At 66.4% G+C, this 18,441-nt stretch carries 16 protein-coding genes; 11 read left to right on the top strand and 5 right to left on the bottom strand.

Annotation, left to right across the window (positions count from 1 at the left end):
- Positions 1-160: 160 nt before the first annotated feature.
- Positions 161-760 carry a TetR/AcrR family transcriptional regulator gene (locus tag ACFTSF_RS26660; protein WP_380156552.1) on the bottom strand — a complete coding sequence of 200 codons (600 nt, stop codon included), beginning with the start codon at positions 758-760 and terminating at the stop codon, positions 161-163.
- Between the two features lie 74 nt (positions 761-834).
- On the opposite strand from ACFTSF_RS26660, the gene ACFTSF_RS26665 reads away from it, so the two are divergent.
- The 3 genes from ACFTSF_RS26665 to ACFTSF_RS26675 are packed head-to-tail and all read left to right on the top strand — an operon-like array spanning position 835 to position 3,971.
- Entirely contained in the window at positions 835-1,980 is a 1,146-nt protein-coding gene (locus ACFTSF_RS26665) for an acyl-CoA dehydrogenase family protein (RefSeq protein WP_344148808.1), read from the top strand.
- Positions 1,981-1,995: 15 nt separating this feature from the next.
- A complete protein-coding gene (locus ACFTSF_RS26670; RefSeq protein ID WP_380156554.1) occupies positions 1,996-3,216 on the top strand; it encodes an acetyl-CoA C-acetyltransferase in 1,221 nt (406 codons plus the stop codon).
- Positions 3,216-3,971 (top strand): SDR family oxidoreductase, encoded by a 756-nt coding sequence (locus ACFTSF_RS26675; RefSeq protein ID WP_380156556.1) that lies wholly within the window; start codon positions 3,216-3,218, stop codon positions 3,969-3,971. Before ACFTSF_RS26670 ends, ACFTSF_RS26675 begins: the two co-directional genes overlap by 1 nt.
- A 12-nt stretch (positions 3,972-3,983) precedes the next feature.
- On the opposite strand, the gene ACFTSF_RS26680 is transcribed toward ACFTSF_RS26675, so the two are convergent.
- Complete coding sequence (locus ACFTSF_RS26680; RefSeq protein WP_380156557.1) at positions 3,984-4,550, bottom strand: TIGR03086 family metal-binding protein; 567 nt, start codon at positions 4,548-4,550, stop codon at positions 3,984-3,986.
- A gap of 53 nt (positions 4,551-4,603) precedes the next feature.
- Here ACFTSF_RS26680 and ACFTSF_RS26685 point away from each other — a divergent pair, with 53 nt between their 5' ends.
- The 4 genes from ACFTSF_RS26685 to ACFTSF_RS26700 all read left to right on the top strand — a co-directional run bounded on the left by ACFTSF_RS26685 (position 4,604) and on the right by ACFTSF_RS26700 (position 8,557).
- Complete coding sequence (locus ACFTSF_RS26685) at positions 4,604-5,581, top strand: helix-turn-helix transcriptional regulator (RefSeq protein ID WP_380156559.1); 978 nt, start codon at positions 4,604-4,606, stop codon at positions 5,579-5,581.
- A gap of 207 nt (positions 5,582-5,788) precedes the next feature.
- On the top strand, positions 5,789-6,691 hold the full coding sequence (locus ACFTSF_RS26690) for a GNAT family N-acetyltransferase (RefSeq protein WP_380156561.1): 903 nt from the start codon (positions 5,789-5,791) through the stop codon (positions 6,689-6,691).
- Positions 6,692-6,694: 3 nt separating this feature from the next.
- The gene (locus tag ACFTSF_RS26695; protein WP_380156562.1) at positions 6,695-7,603 is read left to right on the top strand and encodes a GNAT family N-acetyltransferase; all 909 of its coding nucleotides are present in this window, start codon (positions 6,695-6,697) and stop codon (positions 7,601-7,603) included.
- Between the two features lie 69 nt (positions 7,604-7,672).
- On the top strand, positions 7,673-8,557 hold the full coding sequence (locus ACFTSF_RS26700) for a GNAT family N-acetyltransferase (RefSeq protein WP_380156564.1): 885 nt from the start codon (positions 7,673-7,675) through the stop codon (positions 8,555-8,557).
- Here the strand turns inward: ACFTSF_RS26700 and ACFTSF_RS26705 are convergent.
- Positions 8,554-9,009: a MaoC family dehydratase gene (locus ACFTSF_RS26705; protein WP_380156566.1), complete on the bottom strand. Its 456-nt coding sequence runs from the start codon at positions 9,007-9,009 to the stop codon at positions 8,554-8,556. The two genes, ACFTSF_RS26700 and ACFTSF_RS26705, sit on opposite strands and share 4 nt — an antisense overlap.
- 10 nt (positions 9,010-9,019) lie before the next feature.
- Positions 9,020-9,775 (bottom strand): SDR family oxidoreductase, encoded by a 756-nt coding sequence (locus tag ACFTSF_RS26710; RefSeq protein WP_380156568.1) that lies wholly within the window; start codon positions 9,773-9,775, stop codon positions 9,020-9,022.
- A gap of 142 nt (positions 9,776-9,917) precedes the next feature.
- Here ACFTSF_RS26710 and ACFTSF_RS26715 point away from each other — a divergent pair, with 142 nt between their 5' ends.
- The 4 genes from ACFTSF_RS26715 to ACFTSF_RS26730 are packed head-to-tail and all read left to right on the top strand — an operon-like array spanning position 9,918 to position 11,597.
- On the top strand, positions 9,918-10,292 hold the full coding sequence (locus ACFTSF_RS26715) for an acyl-CoA thioesterase (RefSeq protein ID WP_380156570.1): 375 nt from the start codon (positions 9,918-9,920) through the stop codon (positions 10,290-10,292).
- The gene (locus ACFTSF_RS26720; protein WP_344148841.1) at positions 10,289-10,708 is read left to right on the top strand and encodes an acyl-CoA thioesterase; all 420 of its coding nucleotides are present in this window, start codon (positions 10,289-10,291) and stop codon (positions 10,706-10,708) included. The genes ACFTSF_RS26715 and ACFTSF_RS26720 overlap by 4 nt, the downstream gene beginning before the upstream one ends.
- Positions 10,709-10,723: 15 nt before the next feature.
- A complete protein-coding gene (locus ACFTSF_RS26725) occupies positions 10,724-11,143 on the top strand; it encodes a globin (RefSeq protein WP_344148844.1) in 420 nt (139 codons plus the stop codon).
- Between the two features lie 25 nt (positions 11,144-11,168).
- Complete coding sequence (locus ACFTSF_RS26730) at positions 11,169-11,597, top strand: OsmC family protein (protein ID WP_344148847.1); 429 nt, start codon at positions 11,169-11,171, stop codon at positions 11,595-11,597.
- 74 nt (positions 11,598-11,671) lie between these two features.
- Here ACFTSF_RS26730 and ACFTSF_RS26735 read toward each other — a convergent pair whose 3' ends face one another.
- The gene (locus ACFTSF_RS26735) at positions 11,672-18,382 is read right to left on the bottom strand and encodes a glycoside hydrolase family 88 protein (RefSeq protein WP_380156572.1); all 6,711 of its coding nucleotides are present in this window, start codon (positions 18,380-18,382) and stop codon (positions 11,672-11,674) included.
- Positions 18,383-18,441: the final 59 nt, after the last annotated feature.

The raw sequence follows: 18,441 nt of genomic DNA on the forward strand, positions 1-18,441 counted from the left end.
CTCAGCCCGGCGACCGCCTCATCGGCCGCGAGGGTGATCTGCGAGTGCCTGAACTGCTTCCATCGGCTGCTCGACTCGGGCCCGGCCCGCGGCATCGGTGTGGGGTGGGGGAAAGTGCGTGTGCACGAACTGCGTGCACGGGTGGGGTTGACCGCGGTTGCTAGGACTGGACCATTCGGTGGGCTAGGTCGCCGTACAGCTTGCCTAGGGCGTCGGGGTCGCCGCGGTGGGGGGTGTACCAGCGGGCTACGTCGATGGCGAGGGACAGTACGGCGAGGGTTGTGCCGGGGAGGTCTGGGACGGCGAAGGAGCCGTCGCGGACGCCGTCGGTCAGGACCTGCTCGATCTCCGTGGAGATGGCTCGGCGGATGGTGGCTACCTCGGCGAGGTGGTCGGGGGAGAGGGCGTTCAGTTCGTACTGGACTACGTGGGCGATGGTGTGGTGGCGGGCGTGCCAGGCGGTGAAGGCGGCGACCAGGGCGCGGAGGCGGTCGGCGGGGGTGCCGCCGGTGTCGGCGGAGCGTAGGACTTCCAGGGCTGCGTTGTGGCCGTAGAGGCTGATCTCGAAGAGGAGGCGCTCTTTCGAGGGGTAGTGCACGTAGAGGGCGGCCGGGCTCATGCCTGCGCGGGAGGCGATGTCGCGGGTGGTGGTGGCCTGGAAGCCGCGTTCGGCGAAGGCGTCGATGGCGCCCGTCAGCAGCCGGCGGGCGGCGGCGGGCTCTACGTGGGCCCAATCGAGGGAATCGGTGACTGCGGACACGTTGACACCCTGCACCAAAAGCGTGAAGCTAAGCAAGCGCTTAGCCACGAATCTCACAACCCGGGGAGTCCACGATGGAACGCGTCATCTTCAACGAGGATCACCACGCCTTCCGGGCCAGTGCCAAGGAGTACTGCGACCGCTCGCTGGTGCCGCGGATGGAGCAGTTCCTCGAGGAGAAGACGATCGATCGGGCCGCTTGGCTCGAGGCCGGTAAGCAGGGCTTCCTTGGTCTCGACGTGCCCGAGGAGTACGGCGGTTCCAGCGTTGGCGACTACCGGTTCAACCAGGTGTTCGCCGAGGAGGTCTCGAAGGTCTCCGCTGCGCTGTCGAGCTGTTTCGGGATCCACTACGACTGTGCCGCGCCGTACTTTGTCGACCTCGGGACCGAGGAGCAGAAGCAGCGTTGGCTGCCGAAGTTCTGCTCCGGTGAGTACGTCGCCGCGATCGGGATGACCGAGCCGTCGGGTGGCTCCGACCTGGCCGCGCTGAAGACGACCGCGAAGAAGGCCGACGGCGGCTGGGTGCTGAACGGGTCCAAGACCTTCATCACCAACGGCGACATGGCCGATCTGGTGATCGTGGCCGCCCGCACCACCCCGGAGAAAGGCGCGAAGGGCATCACGCTGTTCGTCGTCGAGGAGGGGATGGAGGGCTTCGCCCGCGGCCGCAAGCTGGACAAGGTCGGGCAGACTGAGTCTGGTACGTCGGAGTTGTTCTTCGAGGACCTGTTCGTTGCCGATGACAACGTCCTTGGCGAACTCGACCGCGGTTTCATCCACATGATGGAGCGCCTGGCGCAGGAGCGGATCGGCGCCGCGGTGTCGAATATCGCCCACGCGACCCAGATCCTCGACGAGACCATCGAGTATGTGAAGCAGCGCAAGGCCTTCGGGCAGTCGGTCGGCTCGTTCCAGTACAACAAGTTCCTGATCGCCGAGCTGGTCACCAAGGTCGAGGTCACGCAGGCGTACGTCGACAACGGTGTGGTCGCGCACGACGAGAACCGGCTGACCGCGGTCGACGCGGCGAAGACCAAGTGGTGGAGTGCCCACGTGCAGAACGAGGTGCTCGACGCCTGTGTCCAGCTGCACGGCGGCTACGGCTACATGAACGAGTACCGCGTGGCCCGCGCCTGGCGCGACGCGCGCGTCACCAAGATCTGGGCGGGATCGAACGAGATCATGAAGGAACTCATCGGCCGCGACCTGGGCCTGTAGAAGGAGATTCACGAAATGCCTGAAGCAGTCATCGTCTCGACGGCCCGCTCGCCGATCGGCCGCGCGAACAAGGGATCGCTGACCACGATCCGGCCGGACGACCTCGCCGTCCAGATGATCAAGGCGGCGACCGACAAGATCGGTCTGACCGGCGACCAGATCGAGGACCTGATGCTCGGGTGTGCGGAGCCGCACGACGAGCACGGTGGCAACATGGCCCGCCGGGTCGCGGTGCAGCTCGGCTGGGACAACGCGCCGGCGACCACGGTGAACCGGTTCTGCGCGTCGTCGACCCAGACCGCGCGGATGGCGTTCCACGCGATCAAGTCCGGTGAGGGCGACATCTTCGTCAGCGCCGGGGTCGAGTGCGTCTCGCGGTACAAGAACTTCGGTTCCGCCGGGGTCGGCGACCCGAGCTCGTTCAACGACCAGTTCACCGACGCGGTCGCGCGGACCGCGAAATACGCGGAGACCAACGAGACCTGGCACGACCCGCGGCAGGACGGCTACCTGCCGGACATCTACATCTCGATGGGCCAGACCGCGGAGAACGTGGCGACCCTCAAGGGCATCACCCGCGCCGACCAGGACGCGTTCGGTGTCCGCTCGCAGAACCTGGCCGAGAAGGCGATCAACAACGGCTTCTTCGAGCGCGAGATCGTTCCGGTGACGCTGCCGGACGGCACGGTCGTGAGCAAGGACGACGGTCCGCGCGCCGGCACCACGCTCGAAGGTGTGAGCGGTCTGAAGCCGGTGTTCCGCCCCGACGGCACGGTGACGGCAGGTAACTGCTGCCCGCTGAACGACGGCGCTGCCGCGGTCGTGATCATGAGCGACACCAAGGCACGCGAGCTCGGGCTGACCCCGTTGGCCCGGATCGTCTCCACCGGTGTGAGCGGTCTGTCGCCGGAGATCATGGGCCTCGGTCCGGTCGAGGCGTCGCAGCAGGCGCTGGCCCGGGCCGGCATGAGCATCAACGACATCGACCTGGTCGAGATCAACGAGGCCTTCGCGGTCCAGGTGATCGGCTCCGCGCGTGAGCTCGGCATCCAGGAGGACCGGCTGAACGTGCACGGCGGCGCGATCGCGCTCGGCCACCCGTTCGGTTCGACCGGAGCCCGGATCATGACCACGTTGGTGAACGGTCTGCAGTTCGAGGACAAGCAGTTCGGGCTCGAGACCATGTGTGTCGGTGGCGGTCAGGGCATGGCCATCGTCCTGGAGCGCCTCAGCTGATGAGTCTGGAGAACCGTACGGCGATCGTCACCGGAGCCTCCCGCGGTATCGGGCTGGCGATCGCCCACCGGCTGGTTGCCGACGGCGCCCGTGTCGTCATCACCGGCCGCAATCAGGAAGCTCTCGACGAGGCCGTCAAGTCATTGGGCGGTCGCGAGCACGCGCTGGGCATTGCGGGTAACGCAGCCGATGGCGCGCACCGCGGATCCACGGTCGCAGCGGCCGTGGCGACGTACGGGTCGCTTGACCTGCTGGTGAACAACACCGGTATCAATCCGATCTACGGCGACCTGCTCGACATCGAGGCCGGTGTCGCCGCGAAGATGGTCGACACCAACGTGCTGGCCACGATCTCGTGGGTGAAGGCCTGCCGGGATGCGTGGATGGGCAACCACGGCGGTGCGGTGGTGAACGTGTCCTCGCTGGCCGGCCAGTCGCCGTCGCCGGGGATCGGCTGGTACGGCGCGACGAAGGCGATGCTGTCCCGCGTCACGGCCGAGCTCGCGCTCGAACTCGCGCCGGAGATCCGGGTGAACGCAGTGGCTCCGGCGGTCGTGAAGACCAAGTTCGCCGGAGCCCTTTACGAAGGACGTGAGGAAGAGGTCGCGGGGACGTACCCGCTCGCTCGCCTCGGCCGCCCCGAGGATGTTGCCTCGCTGGTGTGGTTCCTGCTGTCCGACGAGTCGTCCTGGATCACCGGACAGACCATCACCATCGACGGCGGCCTCACCCTCAGCGGCGGCATCGTCGGCTAAGGCCCTATGGCCCTAGGGCGTGCGGCCCTGCCAGGCCGCCAACCGGTCGTAGGGCGATGCGTCGTCGGCGACCGGTACGACGGGGCCGAACGGGATGTCGCCACCCCGCGGTTCGGCCGGAAGGAACTGTCGAACCAGCGTCAGCACGTGCTCGGCAAGTTCGTCGTCGAGCTGGTCGAGTCGACCGGTGGCCTTGGCGAGGTCCCATGAGTGTGTCGTGAGCTCACCGGTGTAGGCGGCGATCGCTGCTGCGCCTGGCAGCGTGCCGAACGGCAGCTTGCAGATCAGCGCGAGGATGCTGTCGTCGGTCAGCGTCGCGTCGAGTGCGGTCCGGTGTTCCTTCCAGGTACCGGCGATGTCCGGGCTGTCGGTCACCTTCGGAATCGTTAGCGGGTCGCCACCGGTCAGTGCAAGGTTAATGCGGTGGGCAACTGACAGCAGATGCCCGAGCAGGGTGCGGACGTCGTACTCCGGGCACGGTGTCGGCCTGGTGAACTCATCAGGGCCGACGGTGTCGATGAGGTGCTGGGTCTGGTCGAGTGCGCGGATGAACATCGGGCGTGGATCAGGATTCGTCATGAGTCCACCCTCGTGCTCTATAGGTGACATCTTCTGTCGCCTATTCTGAGAGAGTGCGAGCCGACCGGTTGTTGCAGATCATTCTCTTGTTGCAACGGCATGCGCGGTTGAGCACTCGCGAGCTGGCCGAGCGGCTCGAGGTCTCGAAGCGCACCGTGATGCGAGACATGGAGGCACTGTCCGCAGCCGGAGTCCCCGTGTACGCCGAACGTGGGCGCAACGGTGGGTGTGTCTTGCTGCCGGGGTATCGCGCCGACGTGAGCGGCCTGACGCCGAGAGAGGCGCAGGCGTTGTTCGCGTGGTCCGGGCGGTCCGAGCTGTCGGACGAGCTAGGGCTTCGGGGGAGTCTCAAGTCGGCTATGGGCAAGCTCTCGGCGACTCTGCCGGCGGAACTGCAGAGTGATGCCGCAGCGTTGTCCGGTGCGATCGTGGTGGACCGCCGACGCTGGTTCGCCGAGGCTGAGGATCACGGTGCTTTGCCGGTACTGCGTCAGGCCGTGGTGGCCGAGCGTCGCGTGCGACTGCGGTACGCATCGGCGAGTAGCGGGCTCCAACGTCGTACCGTCGATCCGTGGGGTCTGGTCGAGCAGGCCGGGCGCTGGTACCTGGTGGCGGCGCATCGGGGCGCACCACGGATGTATCGGGTGTCGCGGATCGAGCAGGTCGACGTACTGGAAGAGGCGGCGGACAGACCGGACGGTCTGGATGTGCGGGCGGAGTGGGAGCGACTGCGCGCCAATCTGGAGCAGCCTGGTGGCGGTCCGAAGGGTGTGCAGGTTGAGGTTCGGGTGCATCCCGATCGGGTCGAGCTCTTCCGCCGCGTGGTCACCTCGATGCTGGCCAAAGGGGCAGTGCCGCAAGAGCGGCCCAGCGACGATGCATGGCCGCATCTGTGGCTCGACTTCCGTATCCGCGAGGCCGCGTGCGGGATGCTGATCGCGTTCGGGCCGGACGTCGAAGTACTGGCGCCTGTCGACCTGCGGGCGCAGTTGCTGGCGCTGGCTCAGGGGGCCGTGGAGCTCTACAGCTGAAGGGCTGTGGACTCCCCGCCGCCGGTGACCCCGTCGTGTCCCAGCACGATGGCACTTCCGGCGGTCGGGGCGATTAGTCCGACAGCACCGGCTCACTCTAATACCCCGGAGCTGCACGACCGAATCACAGTCCGCACGTACCGGTTGCGATCGCGTTACGCCCTAATTCCGTGGCGTGGCAGGAGTGCGGCTGGTTATGGTCCGGCCATGACGACAGGGGTGCAGATCCGGCCGGTGACGGGCGACGATGCCGAGGCGGTCGCCGCACTGCGCCGCGTTGTTTATGGATACAAGGTGTTGTCGCCGGCTGCGGCACATCACATGATCACGGTGTTCTCGCCGGCCGAACGCTTCCTGGCGCTGGTGGCCGAAGCAGACGGTGAGCTGGTCGCGTGGGGGTCGGCCGGGCTCAACACCTGGACGAGTGAGCCCGGGCGCAGCAACATCTCGATCTACGTGCATCCGGAGTACCGCAAGCAGGGCATCGGCGGCGCACTCGCCGACCGGTTGCACCAGCACCTCACTGAGGTCGGTGCGACCAAGGTGGGGGTGTTCGTGCAGCCGGAGGGGCTGGAGTTCGCCCGCAACCGTGGGTACGACGGCACTCGGCAGATGCACTTCGCCGGAGTCGACACAGCTGACGTGCCGGAGCAGCCGCCGACACCCGCGGACATTCAGTTGGTGACGATGGATCAGGTGGATCCGCGACAGGCGTTCGCGGCCGACACAGCAGCTTCGCTCGACGAGCCCAGCGACGCTCCGATCGACGCAGTCGACTACGACGACTGGTACGGCGAGGTCTGGACGGCGCCTGCTCTCGACAAGTCGCTGAGTGTCGCGGCAGTGGTCGGTGACGAGGTGGTGTGCTTCACCGCGGTCGAGACTGCGGGCGACCGGGCCTGGTCCGGCATGACCGGCACGATTCCGGCGTACCGCGGCCGTGGCCTCGCCAAGCTGGTCAAGTCGGTAGCGCTGCGTCGCTGCGCGGCCGCGGGCATCACCTCGGCGTACACGTCCAACGACGACGTCAACGGTCCGATGCTTGCCGTCAACAACTGGCTGGGTTATCGCCGCGTCGCTACCGAGTACGGTCTGATGCGTACGCTCTGACACATGCCTCTTCGCACAACCGTCGTCTCCGACGCCGATGCACTGGGTGAACTGTTCGCACTGGTGCGACCGCACGTCGTTCTGCCGCCCGGTGCGACGCGGCGGGTCCTGGAGCGGTCGGTCGGCGACGAGCGGGCCGGCGGCTGGGTGTACGAGCAGGACGGCGCAATTGTCGGTTGGGGGCGAGTGGCTCCGGCGGAGTACCGCACCGAAGCTGATGCCTACCAGGCGACGCTGATGGTGCACCCGGACCATCGCGGTCAGGGAATCGGCCGCGCGCTGGCCGACCTGATGCAGGAACACCTGCGTGCGCACGAAGCAAAGCGACTGGACGCGATGACCGAGGAAGCGACCGGTTTGGCCTTTGCAGTTGCCCGAGGTGGTGTCCCTGGTGAGAAGGCCCGGGTGGCGTCCGTTCGACTCGACGAGTTGCCTGCGGCACCCGACGTACCGGCTGAGCTGACGGTACGGCGACTCAGCGAGCTGGAGCCGAGGGACGTTCACCCGGTGTATGCCGAGACGGTGCTGCAAATTCCCGGCTTCGACGAGGGCTACGACGTCTCGTACGACAACTTTGTCGCCCACGCCTGGGACCCGGCGAGAGGTAACCAGCTCGACCTGGGCTCGGCAGCTGTTGTCGACGGCAAGGTTGTCGGTATGTCGACGGTGCAGCGCGCCGGCGAGAGGTTGTGGACCAATCTGACCGCCACGTCGACTGCGTACCGTGGCCGCGGGCTGGCCAAGATCCTCAAGTGGTCTTCTCTGACCTGGGCGGCGGAAGCGGGCTGCACTGTCGGCTATACGCAGAACAGTCCGCGCAATGCGCCGATGCTCGCTGTGAACGAATGGCTCGGCTACCAGGAGACGGCGACCGGAACTGCGGTTACGTGGCGTGTTGAGTCCGATCTGTAACGTGAGAATGTATGCAAGATACGCCGGGTGGGAGGCTATCTTTCGGAGAACTTCGGTGAAGGAGTTCTCGTGGAGATCAGAGCTGCTGAAGCGGGGGATCTATCGAGCGCACTGGCGTTGCACGACACGCTAGTGCCGTATCTCGTCGTCACATCGACCGCACTGAACGCACGCCTCGCTACGCCACCGGCTCCGGGGCGAGCGACCTTTGTGGCGGTGGATCGCGGCGAGGTGGTCGGCTGGGGCGTTGCCAATCTGGTGGCCGGGTCCGACCCGCTCGATGGTGAGGTGCGGGTGCTGGTCCGTCCCGACCATCAGCGTCGTGGCCTGGGAACCCAGTTGCTGGAGGCTGTTCATGACTCACTGCGGGCAGCCGGGGCAACGCGTGCTCGCGTGTTCGCGGAGCCGTCGACGGTCACGTGGGCGTCCCGCTGGGGCTACCAGCAGACGCGCCAGGTGCACTATGCCGGGATCGATCCGCGGAAGGCACCGGATCCCCCTGGACTCCCGTCCGATGTCCAGCTGGTGCCGTTGACGGAGGTGACACCCGAGGCGCTGTACGCCGCAGATGTCATTGCCCAGCGCACCAAACCGGGTGATGCCAGGATCATCGCGCAACCGTACGACGAGTGGTTGCAGGGGAAGTGGAACCATCCGGAGACGCAGCATGATCTCGGCGTCGCCGCCGTGCACGAGGACGAGATCATCGGTTTCACGTTCAATGTCGGCGACCGAACCAGGATCTGGTCGCGGATGACGGCCACCATGCCGGAGTATCGCGGTCGTGGGCTCGCCAAGCTGGTCAAGACCGCGGCCCTGCGGCGTGCGGCCGACGCCGGCGTCCAGAACGCGTACACGGCCAACTACGACGGCAATGCGCCGATGCTGGCCGTGAACGAGTGGCTGGGCTACTACCGGATCGCGACCCACGCCGTACTGGTCTGTCCTCTTTAAGGAACGAGCAGTACGACGGTCTCCGCGACGCAGGCGGGCTTTGTGGAGTTCTCCAGTTCGATCACCCAGTTGAGCGACACCTGGACGCCGGCCGGGGTCTCGGCCGTGTTCGCGATCGAGGCGCCGGCCCGGACCCGGGCGCCGACTGGGACCGGGGTCGGGAAGCGGACCTTGTTCACGCCGTAGTTGAGCTTCGCGGTGACGCCGGAGACGGAGAACAGCTCGTCACCGAAGCGCGCGATCAGGCTCAGGGTCAGATAGCCGTGGGCGATCGTGCCGCCGTACGGGCCCTTGGCGGCGCGCTCGACGTCGACGTGGATCCACTGGTGGTCACCGGTCGCCTCGGCGAACTGGTTCACCTGCTCCTGGGTGATCTCGAGCCACTCCGACTCGCCCAGGGTGGTGCCGACGGCGTTGACGACCTCGTCGACTCCGGTGAAGGACTTGGGCATGTTCGATTCCTCAGTTCCGGGGTCCGCCGGCGACGTACAGGACCTGGCCGGACACGAAGCCGGCCTCCTCGCTGCAGAAGAACGACGCAGCGGCGGCGATGTCGTCCGGCGTGCCGGTGCGCTGCACCGGGATCGCGGCCGCGGTCGCCTTCTTGAACTCCTCGAAGTCCACGCCGACCCGGGCCGCGGTGGCTGCCGTCATGTCGGTCTCGATGAACCCCGGGGCGATCGCGTTCGCGGTGACGCCGAACTTGCCCAGCTCGATCGCCAGCGTCTTGGCCAGGCCCTGCAGACCGGCCTTCGCGGAGGCGTAGTTCGCCTGGCCGCGGTTGCCCAGTGCGGAGGTCGACGACAGGAACACCATCCGGCCGTACCCGGCCTCGACCATGTGCGCCTGGACGCCCTTCGACATCAGGAAGCTGCCCTTGAGGTGCACGGACATGACCGTGTCCCAGTCGTCCTCGGACATCTTGAAGAGCAGGTTGTCGCGCAGTACGCCGGCGTTGTTCACCAGGATCGTCGGGGCGCCGAGCTCGGCCACGACCCGCTCGATCGCGGCGGCGACCTGGTCGGACTTGCTGACGTCGGCGCCGATCGCGACGGCCTTGCCGCCGGCCTCGGTGATCGCCTTGACGGTGCCTTCGCAGGCGCCCTCGTCCAGGTCGAGGACCGCGACCGCGTTCCCGTCCTTGGCCAGGCGGAGCGCGACAGCCGCGCCGATTCCCCGGGCTGCCCCGGTCACGATCGCCACTCGCTGCTGCGTCATCGCCGCTCCCTACTGGTAGGTACATGTTGCCGGGGATGACATTACCCACGCTGCGTCATGCCGGGAGCACCCAGGATGCGATGATCGCCGTGTGGCTCATCACAACCGGCACGTTTACCACTGTCCGCTCAGGTGGGGCGATATGGATGCGCTGGGCCACGTGAACAACGGCCGGTACGTCGACTATCTCCAGGACGCCCGGGTCGACTTCCTCTTCCGGACCGCCGCCGAACTGGGCGCGGACACGCTGGAGACCGGTCTGCTGGTGGCCCGGCACGAGGTCCACTACCGAGCGCCACTGCGGTTCCGGTCCGAGCCGGTCCGGATCGAGCTGTGGATCAGTGAGATCAAGGCGGCCCAGTTCACCGTCGACTACGAGATTCTCGACCTCGAACCGACCCGGACGACGTACGTCGAGGCGCGGACCAAGCTCGTCCCGTTCGACTTCAAGGCCAACCGCCTCCGCCGCATCACCCCGGAGGAACGAGTGGTCCTCTCGAGGCTGGTGGCGTCATGACCTTCACGCACCCGGTCCTGGTCCGCTGGTCGGACATCGACTCCTACGACCACGTCAACAACGTCCGGTACTTCGACTACCTCCAGGAAGCCCGCATTGCCTTCCTGAGCGACGTGCTGGGGACAGCTGGAGTGTTCTTCGACGATTACCCGTGTGTGCTGGCCAGTCTGACCGTTGACTACCTCCGTCCGATCCTGCTGCGACACCCGCCGTACGACGTCGATGTGTGGATCGAGTCGATCGGTACGTCGTCGTACACGCTCCGCTCGCACATTCTGGACCGGTCCGGTGCCAGCGAGGACGTGTACGCGAAATCGGTCGCCGTACTGGTCGCAGTGGACGGTGTGACGCACGCCAAACGCCCGCTCGGAGACGCCGAACGGGCAGCCCTCGAACAGCACGTTAGGGCGACTTGAGACACTGGTCTCGACATGAGTGACGCAGAGAGCTTCTACGACGCCGTCGGTGGGGCGGACACCTTCCACCGGCTGGTGGCGGCGTTCTACCGTGGCGTCGCCGCCGACCCCGAGCTTCGGCCGATGTACCCGGAGGAGGACCTCGGTCCGGCCGAGGTGCGCTTCCGGATGTTCCTGGAGCAGTACTGGGGTGGGCCGCGCACCTACTCCGACGAGCGCGGTCATCCGCGGCTGCGGATGCGGCACATGCCGTTCGCGGTCACACCGAGTGCGCGCGACCGCTGGCTCGGCCACATGCGGGCCGCCCTGGACGAGATCGCCCTGACGCCCGATCGGGACGAGGAGATCTGGCGCTACATGGTGATGGCCGCCCACAGCATGGTGAACACCGACGAACCGAACTATCCCGGCGCGATCGACGTGTCCGGCAACTAAAGCCTCGCAAGGAGAACAGACGAGCATGGCAACCACTCGTACGGCCAAGACGCACTGGGAAGGCTCGCTGCTGGAGGGCGCCGGGCAGGTCGCCCTGGAGTCCTCCGGGGTCGGCACCTTCGACGTCTCGTGGGCGTCCCGCGCCAACGACGCGAACGGCAAGACCAGCCCGGAAGAACTGATCGCGGCCGCGCACTCGGCCTGCTTCTCGATGGCGCTGTCGCACGCGCTGTCCCAGGGCGGCAACGCACCGGAGTCCCTGGACACCTCGGCCGACGTCACCTTCCAGCCGGGTGAGGGCATCACCGGGATCGTGCTGTCGGTCAACGGCAAGGTCCCGGGCCTGACCGCGGACGAGTTCGCGGAGTTCGCCGAGGACGCGAAGAAGAACTGCCCGGTCTCCCAGGCGCTGACCGGTACGACGATCACGCTGGACGTCACCTTCACCGCCTGAGCAACGCCTGAGCAAACGACGTACGAAGGCGCCCGGTGGATCACACCGGGCGCCTTCCCCCGTCCCCCCGGGTCTCAGCCGCGGAACTGCGCGACGACCTTGGTGAAGTCGTACGGGTTCTGCGCGATACCGCTGCAGTTCGCACCGGGGTCTGAGCCGCCGCTGCACGGCCGGTCCCGGTTGACGGCCCAGAAGGTGAAGCGGGCCAGGTGGTGCTGCTGGGCGTAGCTCAGCATGGTCCGGAAGTCCTGCAGCCGGACGGTCTCACTGGGTACGTCGGTCTTGCCGTTCATCGACGAGATACCCATCCGCCGGTAGGCCTGGTCGTCGCTGTACCCGTAGGCGCTCTTCAGCTTGGCCTTCAGGCCCTCCGAGGCCCGCGTGGTGAGTGTGGCCATGTTGGTCGAGCCACCGCCGAAGTCGAACGGCATGATCACCCAGCCGTCGTTGGCCAGCCCGGCTGCGGCCGCCTTGTTGATCAGCGCGGTACCCCACGAGTCCGGACCGGTCGTGGTGGTGCCGAAGGTGATGTAGGTCTTGATCCCGGCGTTCTTGTTCTTGACGATCTTCAGCGCGTCGACGACCCGCTGCTGGACGGTGTGGTTCTGGAACTCCTTGTCCTCGATGTCGATGTCGATCGCCTTCAGCTTGTAGGCGTCGATCACCTTCTGGTACGCCGCAGCCAGCGCGGAGGCCGATGAGCACTTCTGACCGAGTTTGTTCCCCGACCAGCCGCCGAACGACGGGATGATGTCGCCACCGGCGCCGCGGATGCTGTTGATGACGGACTGGTCGTTGCCGCCGGTGAGGCTGCGGTTGCCGTCCCACTTCGGGTTGCAGCCGCCGTCGGACAGCACGAAGGCCATCGTGAACCACTGGTTGCCGGCGGCCTTCATCACGTCGGTCGCCTTCTGCGGATTGCCCCAGCCGAGGTACAGGTACGGCGCCGCGCCCATGGCGGCCGGGTCGGCCTGTACTGCGGACGTGGCCAGGCTCTTCGGGCGGAGCTGTTCGTTCATGATCAGGAACGCGCCGAGGCCGTGGAAGTCGTTCGTGGCGCGCTGCCGGGCGATGTAGTAGCTGTAGTTGCCGACGTTGGTGCCGATGCTGATGTCTTTCAGGTTGGTGCGCCCGTCGCTGCCCAGCGAGATCTTGCCCAGCACACCTTGGTAGCCGCGATCGGCCACCGCCTGGTACGACGAGTCGACGTACCCACGCTGGATCGCCCGGGAGATGACGAAGGTGTACATCGACGAGCAGGAGGTCTCGGTCCAGTTGTCGGTCCGGCTGCCCTTGTCGACGACCTGGAACCAGCGCCCGGTCTTGGGGTCCTGATACCGCGCATAGCCGGCGACCAGCTTCCGCAGTACGTCGATCAGTTCGGCCCGCCGCGGCTGGTTCGCCGGGACCACCTCGAGCACGTCGATGACCGCCATCCCGTACCAGCCCTCGGCGCGGCACCAGACCTCCGGCGCCAGCCCGGTGTTCGGATCCGCCCAGGTCTGCGCCCGCGCCTCGTCGTACGCGTGCCGCAGTAGTCCGCTTGGGCGCTGCAGGTGCTTGGCAGTCGTCAGTAGCTGATCGACGGTCTCCTTGTTCGTGTACGTCGAGTCGCCGAACTCGCGACCGTACTCGGCGAGGAACGGGTCGACCATGAACACCCCGTCGCCCCAGAGCTGGTGCTGGCGGCTGGTGGCGTGCCAGAACCCGCCGTCCGCGGTCCGTGGGTAGCTGTTGAGCCGGGTGCGGATCTTGGTCGCCGCGACCTTGTAGCGGTTGTCGCCGGTCTCGTGATGCAGCAGGACGAGCAGTCGACCGGAGAGCATGCTGTCGAGGTTGTTGAAGCTGTTGCTGATGTTCCCGGACGAGTCGACGAACCTGTCGACCCACGTCTTGATGTAGCTCAGGTACTTCGGGTCATGGGTGCGCTGGTAGACCAGGTACTGCCCGTAGAGGTACAGGCCGATCGGGTAGGACCAGCCGCCGATCGCTGTCGGCTTGTAGCGCGCCATGGTCGAGTCGACCATCTCCTTCGACCAGTCCGTCGCCGCCAAAGCGTGTGCAGTGGCGGTGGTCGTGACGTCGAGGTAGTCGAGGTTCGGAGCGCCGTCGGCGGTTGTTGCCGTCACGCGGATGGTGTTCGCGCCGGCGTTGAGGTTCGCACTGGTCACCAGCGTGCGCCACAGCGTCCAGGCGCCGGTGGACGGTACTGCGACGTTCTTGGCGACCACAGTCCCGTTGACTGCGATGTCCACGGCCCGGTTGGCTGTAGTGCCATTGGCGTGGTCGAAGGCGAGGGTGGCCGGGCCAGCCTCTGGCCGGTTGACAGTCCACTGCACGTAGCTGCCGACTGCGTTGGGCGTGTTGACGAAACCAGTGCCCGAGAAGCCGGAGTGGTTGGTGTCGACCGTGCTACCCGCCGAGTACGTCGCCGCCTCCGCCTCCGACCGAGTCGTCGTACCGGCCCGACTGACGTGGTAGAGCACGGTGCCGTGCGCCGGGACCGAGGCGCTGATCGCACCTGAGGTGGTCCGGGTCGCCTTACTCCACAGGTCTTTCAGCGTGTACGACGAAGATCCGCCGAGGCCGAGTGCTGCCGCAGTCGTGGAGATGGTGGCTGCCGACGTCGTTTCGTTGGACAGGGCAACGGCACGGTCGCCGTTGGCCAGAGTCTTGCCATAGACCACCAGTCCGTTGGACGAGCTGACCACAGTGGCCTGGCGGCCGAGCTTGTCCTGATCGATCGCGATCACGTCGCGGTTGTTGAGGATCTCGAACGTCTCGGCGGATGCCTTGCGCAGGTCGGTGCCGATGAGCAGGGGAGCGGACATGATCGCCCACAGGCTCATGTGCGTGCGGTACTCGGTCGCAGTCATCCCACCGTTGCCGACCTCGAGCATGTCCGGGTCGTTCCAGTGCCCGGGGCCGGCGTACTGGGTGAGCACCCGGTTGGCCTGGGCCTTGCCGATCATGCTGCCCCAGTTGTCACTGATGTCACCTGTGGTCCGCCACAGGTTGCCGACATCCTTGCCCCACTGCCACACCCGCGGGGGACCGGTACGGCCCCACTCACAGATCGAGTAGACGATCGGACGACCAGTGTTGAGCAGTGCGTCCCGCATGGCCTTGTAGCGCTGCTGAGCGTCTACGCCCTGGTTGTTGCAGTTGTCGTACTTGAGGTAGTCGACACCCCAGGAGGCGAACAGGTTGGCGTCCTGCTGCTCGTGACCGAGACCGCCGGGGAAGCCCGCGGTGTTGCAGGTCTTGGTGCCGGCACTGGTGTAGATGCCGAACTTGAGTCCCTTGCTGTGCACGTAGTCCGCGACACTCTTGATGCCGTTCGGGAAGCGGGCCGGGTCGGGCACCAGGTTGCCTTGGGCGTTGCGCTGGGGGAGCGCCCAGCAGTCGTCGATGTTGACGTACTGGTACCCGGAGTCCTTCAGACCCTTGCTCACGAACAGGTCCGCGATGCTCTTGATCATCGACTCGTTGAAGGTGCTGGAGCACTTGGTCGAGTTCCAGTTGTTGAAGCCCATTGGGGGTGTCTTGGCCAGACCGTTGTCGAGCATCACTGCATTAGCGGGACAGTTGCTCGTCGAGCCGGTCGCACTGATCCGCAGCGCGCCACCGGTGGTGTTCTTGCCAGTAGCGCAGTACCCGGCCACTGTCTGGAACCCGAGGTCGTGTGGGCTCGCAGTACCGCGTTCGGCGACGAAATCGGTCAGTCCGACGTTTCCGGACTCGTTGGTGATCACTCCGGGCCGACCGTCGTTCTTGGTGAACCGGACCGAGCTGTTGGTGAACTTCACTCCGTTCACGCGACGCATGTACCACCCGTACGACGGCCTGGTGCCGATGCTGTTCGGGTTGTAGTTCTTCGGGTCGTTGGTCGGTACGCCGGTGCTCATCGTGCCGTTACCGCCGGGCACGTTCAGCTGCACGTTGTCGAACGTCAGGTCGTGGATGCGGTTGCCGGACTCGCCCCACAACGTCGGGCTGTACGCCGTCCCGCGGGAGCCGTCGTACGTGCCGGTGATGTTCTGGTAGGTGATGTTGCTGATCGAACCGACACCGGGGTTGTCGCCGCAGCGCTTGCGGGTGCCGACCTTCTGCATGATGTGGCTGCGGGTGCCGGTCATGGTGATGTCGCGGTAGTGCACGTCGGAGATGTTGCTGCCGTCCATCGACACCATGCCGAGGCCGGACTTGGTGGCTCCGGTGATCTTGATCCGCTCGAAGTTGTAGCCGGTGAAGTCACCACAGGTCTCCGAGCCGAACATCAACGCGTTGCAGCAGCCGGCCGACAGTTCGGCGTCGGAGACGCGGACGTTGCCGTTGTCGATCGTGCGGCCGAGAGCCCAGTCGCTCTTGAAGGCGAGGGCATCGTCGTTCGCGGCGAACTTCGCGTGCGTGATGGTCACGTTCTTCGCGTTGATCACGTTCCAGCCGTCGCGATCGCTGGCTGTGTCGATCACCAGGTTGTCCGAGCTGATGTTGTCGCAGCCGTTGGTGAGCATCGCGAAATGACCGCCGCGGCGCAGCCGGATGCCATCCACCCGGAGCCCGTTGCAGCGGGTCAGCGAGATGATCTTGTCCGCCTCGCCGGCCTTCGGATTGCCGGTGATCAGGTGTCCGCCACCGTCGATCGTGCCGGTCCCGGTGAACGCGATGTCGGTGAGCTGGTCGCCCCACATCATCGCGTTGTGGAAGTGGCTGTGCCCGTAGTCCTGGTAGTCGTCGTACGGGTTCGGTTCGGCCGCGTCGTAGGTGTCGTTACTCGCGCCGAGGATGGTCGCGCCGGAGTCGAGCTGGTAGGTGATCTTGCTCTTCAGGTGGATCGAGTTGGCGCTCTTGTAGGTGCCCGCGGGGAAGCGGACCGTGCCGCCACCGGCGTTGGCCGCGGCGGTGATCGTCTTGTTGATCGCCGCGGTGTCGTTGGCGCTGCCGTCCCCCTTCGCGCCGTAGGTCTTCACGTTGAACTCGGCAGCGGTCGCGGCCTGCGCAACCACGCCGGCGGATCGCGCGTACGCCGTACCGACCCAGGTCTCGTCGATGCGCAAGCGCTTGTAGCGGGTGGTGTCGCTGGAGGCAGCGTGCGTGTTGACGACCTCCAGCCTCACGTGGCGGGCGGTGGTCGCCGGTACGTCGATGTAGACCACGCCGCGGCGACTGGGCAGGGTGCCGGTCTTGATCGGCGAGCCCCAGTTCGTCCCGTCGGAGCTGGTGTAGACGCGGTAGTCCTTGATCCGGGCGGACTGCTCAGTGGCGGAGCGGGCGTAGGAGACCGAGTCCTCGCGCTGGTTGATGCCGAGGAACCGCACCGGCTTGGCTGAGCCGAGGTCGAAGCGCAGCGACACCGGAGTGGTCTTGCTGCTGTCCCAGTAGGTCGAGTAGTTGCCGTCTGCGGCCGCGGCAGCGTTGGTGCCGGCTGAAGCGGTGACGGTCGCCGGAACGAACCCCTCGCGGCCGACGGTCTCGACCTTGAACACGGTGTCGTACTGGTCCCACGCGCTGATGCCGGTCAGCGTCAGTACGCCGGTCGCCTGCGTGTGGGGAATCACGGCGCCTGTCCGGAGATCGGTCACTCGAGAGACCCGGTAGCCGTTGTCGCGGACCCGCAGGGTGTTCGTCGACGGCCGGGTGAGCACGTGGATGTAGTGCTCGTTGGGGTTGCTGCGGCTCACCGTGGTGACGCCGTGGGCCCCGTCGTTCCAGAAACCGGGCTTCAGGCCGCCGTACGCGTACCCGCCGCCCTCGGTGCCGTGCAGCGACGGCCAGATGGGCTGGAGAAATTTGTCAACAAGGTTGTTAAAACTCTCTTGCTTCGCCGGGAAGCGGCCGTTGACCATGGCGGTCTCGGCCATCAAGGCCTTGATCGACGAACCGGCGTTGGTGACGAGGCGGCCGATCGTGAGCTTGGCGTCCACGGTCGGGTCGGAGCCGTTGTACCACCAGGCTCCGGTCGACGGGAGCTTGAAATCGGCCTCGATCAGCCGCGGCGCGGCGGTGTAGACGGCTTGCGGGTAGTCGTAGTTCGGGGACATGCCGGTCTTCTGCTCGTTGCTGATCATGTCCATGATCGGCGTGTCCTCGTTGTTGTTGCTCAGCGTGTACGACGGGCGCTCGCGCCGGATCCGCTCGTACAGTCCGTTGCGTTCCCAGTAGGCGTTGTCGTTGTCGATCCAGAAGCCGCCGAGGTTCGGGTAGCGCTGCATCACCTCGACGAAGTTGTCGTAGCTGAACTCGCCGAATCCGTCGCGCGTGCTCAGGTCGACCGAGTGGCCCTTGTACTTCGAGTAGGCGGCGGAATCGAGCCAACTCTTGCCTGCAGGCAAGCCTTCGGCGTGCCACTGCGGATCGTCGGTCATGTAGAGGATGACCTTCAGGCCCTTGGCGGTCGCGGCGTCGATGGTCTCCTGGACGAGGTCGCGGCCGGTGTGGCAGCTGCCCGGGATCTTGCTCGGCCACGGCCGGGCGTAGCCGAGCCGGCTGTGGAAGGTCGCCAGGACCAGGTACTGCGTGTGCAGCTTCTGGGCCTCGCGAACCCAGTACGCCGGATCCCAGCCGCCGGACTTCACGGCGCTCTCCCAGGTGCTGCAACTCGTGTACCCGGGGGAGGTCCGCATTCCCCAGTGCAGGAACAGTCCGCCGACCGAGTCGCGGAGGAACTGCTGCCGGGGGTGTTGCGGCTCGGCGTTGGCTGGTTGGGTGGGGGCGACCAGCAGAGTGGTCGCCAGAGTGAGGGACAGGAGCGCCACCAGGGCGCGACGCAACGATCGACGCATCTCGAGCTCCAAAACCGGGGCGGGTGAGTTGGATGACTCTGGGAATTTGGTTAGGAAGG

This window comes from Kribbella sp. NPDC056951, from assembly GCF_042674205.1.
Classification (GTDB): Bacteria; Actinomycetota; Actinomycetes; order Propionibacteriales; family Kribbellaceae; genus Kribbella; species Kribbella yunnanensis.

What these genes read in the sequence shown, in the direction of transcription:
- ACFTSF_RS26665 (WP_344148808.1), top strand. Translation starts at nt 835, where the DNA reads ATGGAACGCGTCATCTTCAACGAGGATCACCACGCCTTCCGGGCCAGT.
- ACFTSF_RS26670 (WP_380156554.1), top strand. Translation starts at nt 1,996, where the DNA reads ATGCCTGAAGCAGTCATCGTCTCGACGGCCCGCTCGCCGATCGGCCGC.
- ACFTSF_RS26675 (WP_380156556.1), top strand. Translation starts at nt 3,216, where the DNA reads ATGAGTCTGGAGAACCGTACGGCGATCGTCACCGGAGCCTCCCGCGGT.
- ACFTSF_RS26680 (WP_380156557.1), bottom strand. Translation starts at nt 4,550, where the DNA reads ATGACGAATCCTGATCCACGCCCGATGTTCATCCGCGCACTCGACCAG.
- ACFTSF_RS26690 (WP_380156561.1), top strand. Translation starts at nt 5,789, where the DNA reads ATGACGACAGGGGTGCAGATCCGGCCGGTGACGGGCGACGATGCCGAG.
- ACFTSF_RS26695 (WP_380156562.1), top strand. Translation starts at nt 6,695, where the DNA reads ATGCCTCTTCGCACAACCGTCGTCTCCGACGCCGATGCACTGGGTGAA.
- ACFTSF_RS26705 (WP_380156566.1), bottom strand. Translation starts at nt 9,009, where the DNA reads ATGCCCAAGTCCTTCACCGGAGTCGACGAGGTCGTCAACGCCGTCGGC.
- ACFTSF_RS26710 (WP_380156568.1), bottom strand. Translation starts at nt 9,775, where the DNA reads ATGACGCAGCAGCGAGTGGCGATCGTGACCGGGGCAGCCCGGGGAATC.
- ACFTSF_RS26715 (WP_380156570.1), top strand. Translation starts at nt 9,918, where the DNA reads ATGGATGCGCTGGGCCACGTGAACAACGGCCGGTACGTCGACTATCTC.
- ACFTSF_RS26720 (WP_344148841.1), top strand. Translation starts at nt 10,289, where the DNA reads ATGACCTTCACGCACCCGGTCCTGGTCCGCTGGTCGGACATCGACTCC.
- ACFTSF_RS26725 (WP_344148844.1), top strand. Translation starts at nt 10,724, where the DNA reads ATGAGTGACGCAGAGAGCTTCTACGACGCCGTCGGTGGGGCGGACACC.
- ACFTSF_RS26730 (WP_344148847.1), top strand. Translation starts at nt 11,169, where the DNA reads ATGGCAACCACTCGTACGGCCAAGACGCACTGGGAAGGCTCGCTGCTG.
- ACFTSF_RS26735 (WP_380156572.1), bottom strand. Translation starts at nt 18,382, where the DNA reads ATGCGTCGATCGTTGCGTCGCGCCCTGGTGGCGCTCCTGTCCCTCACT.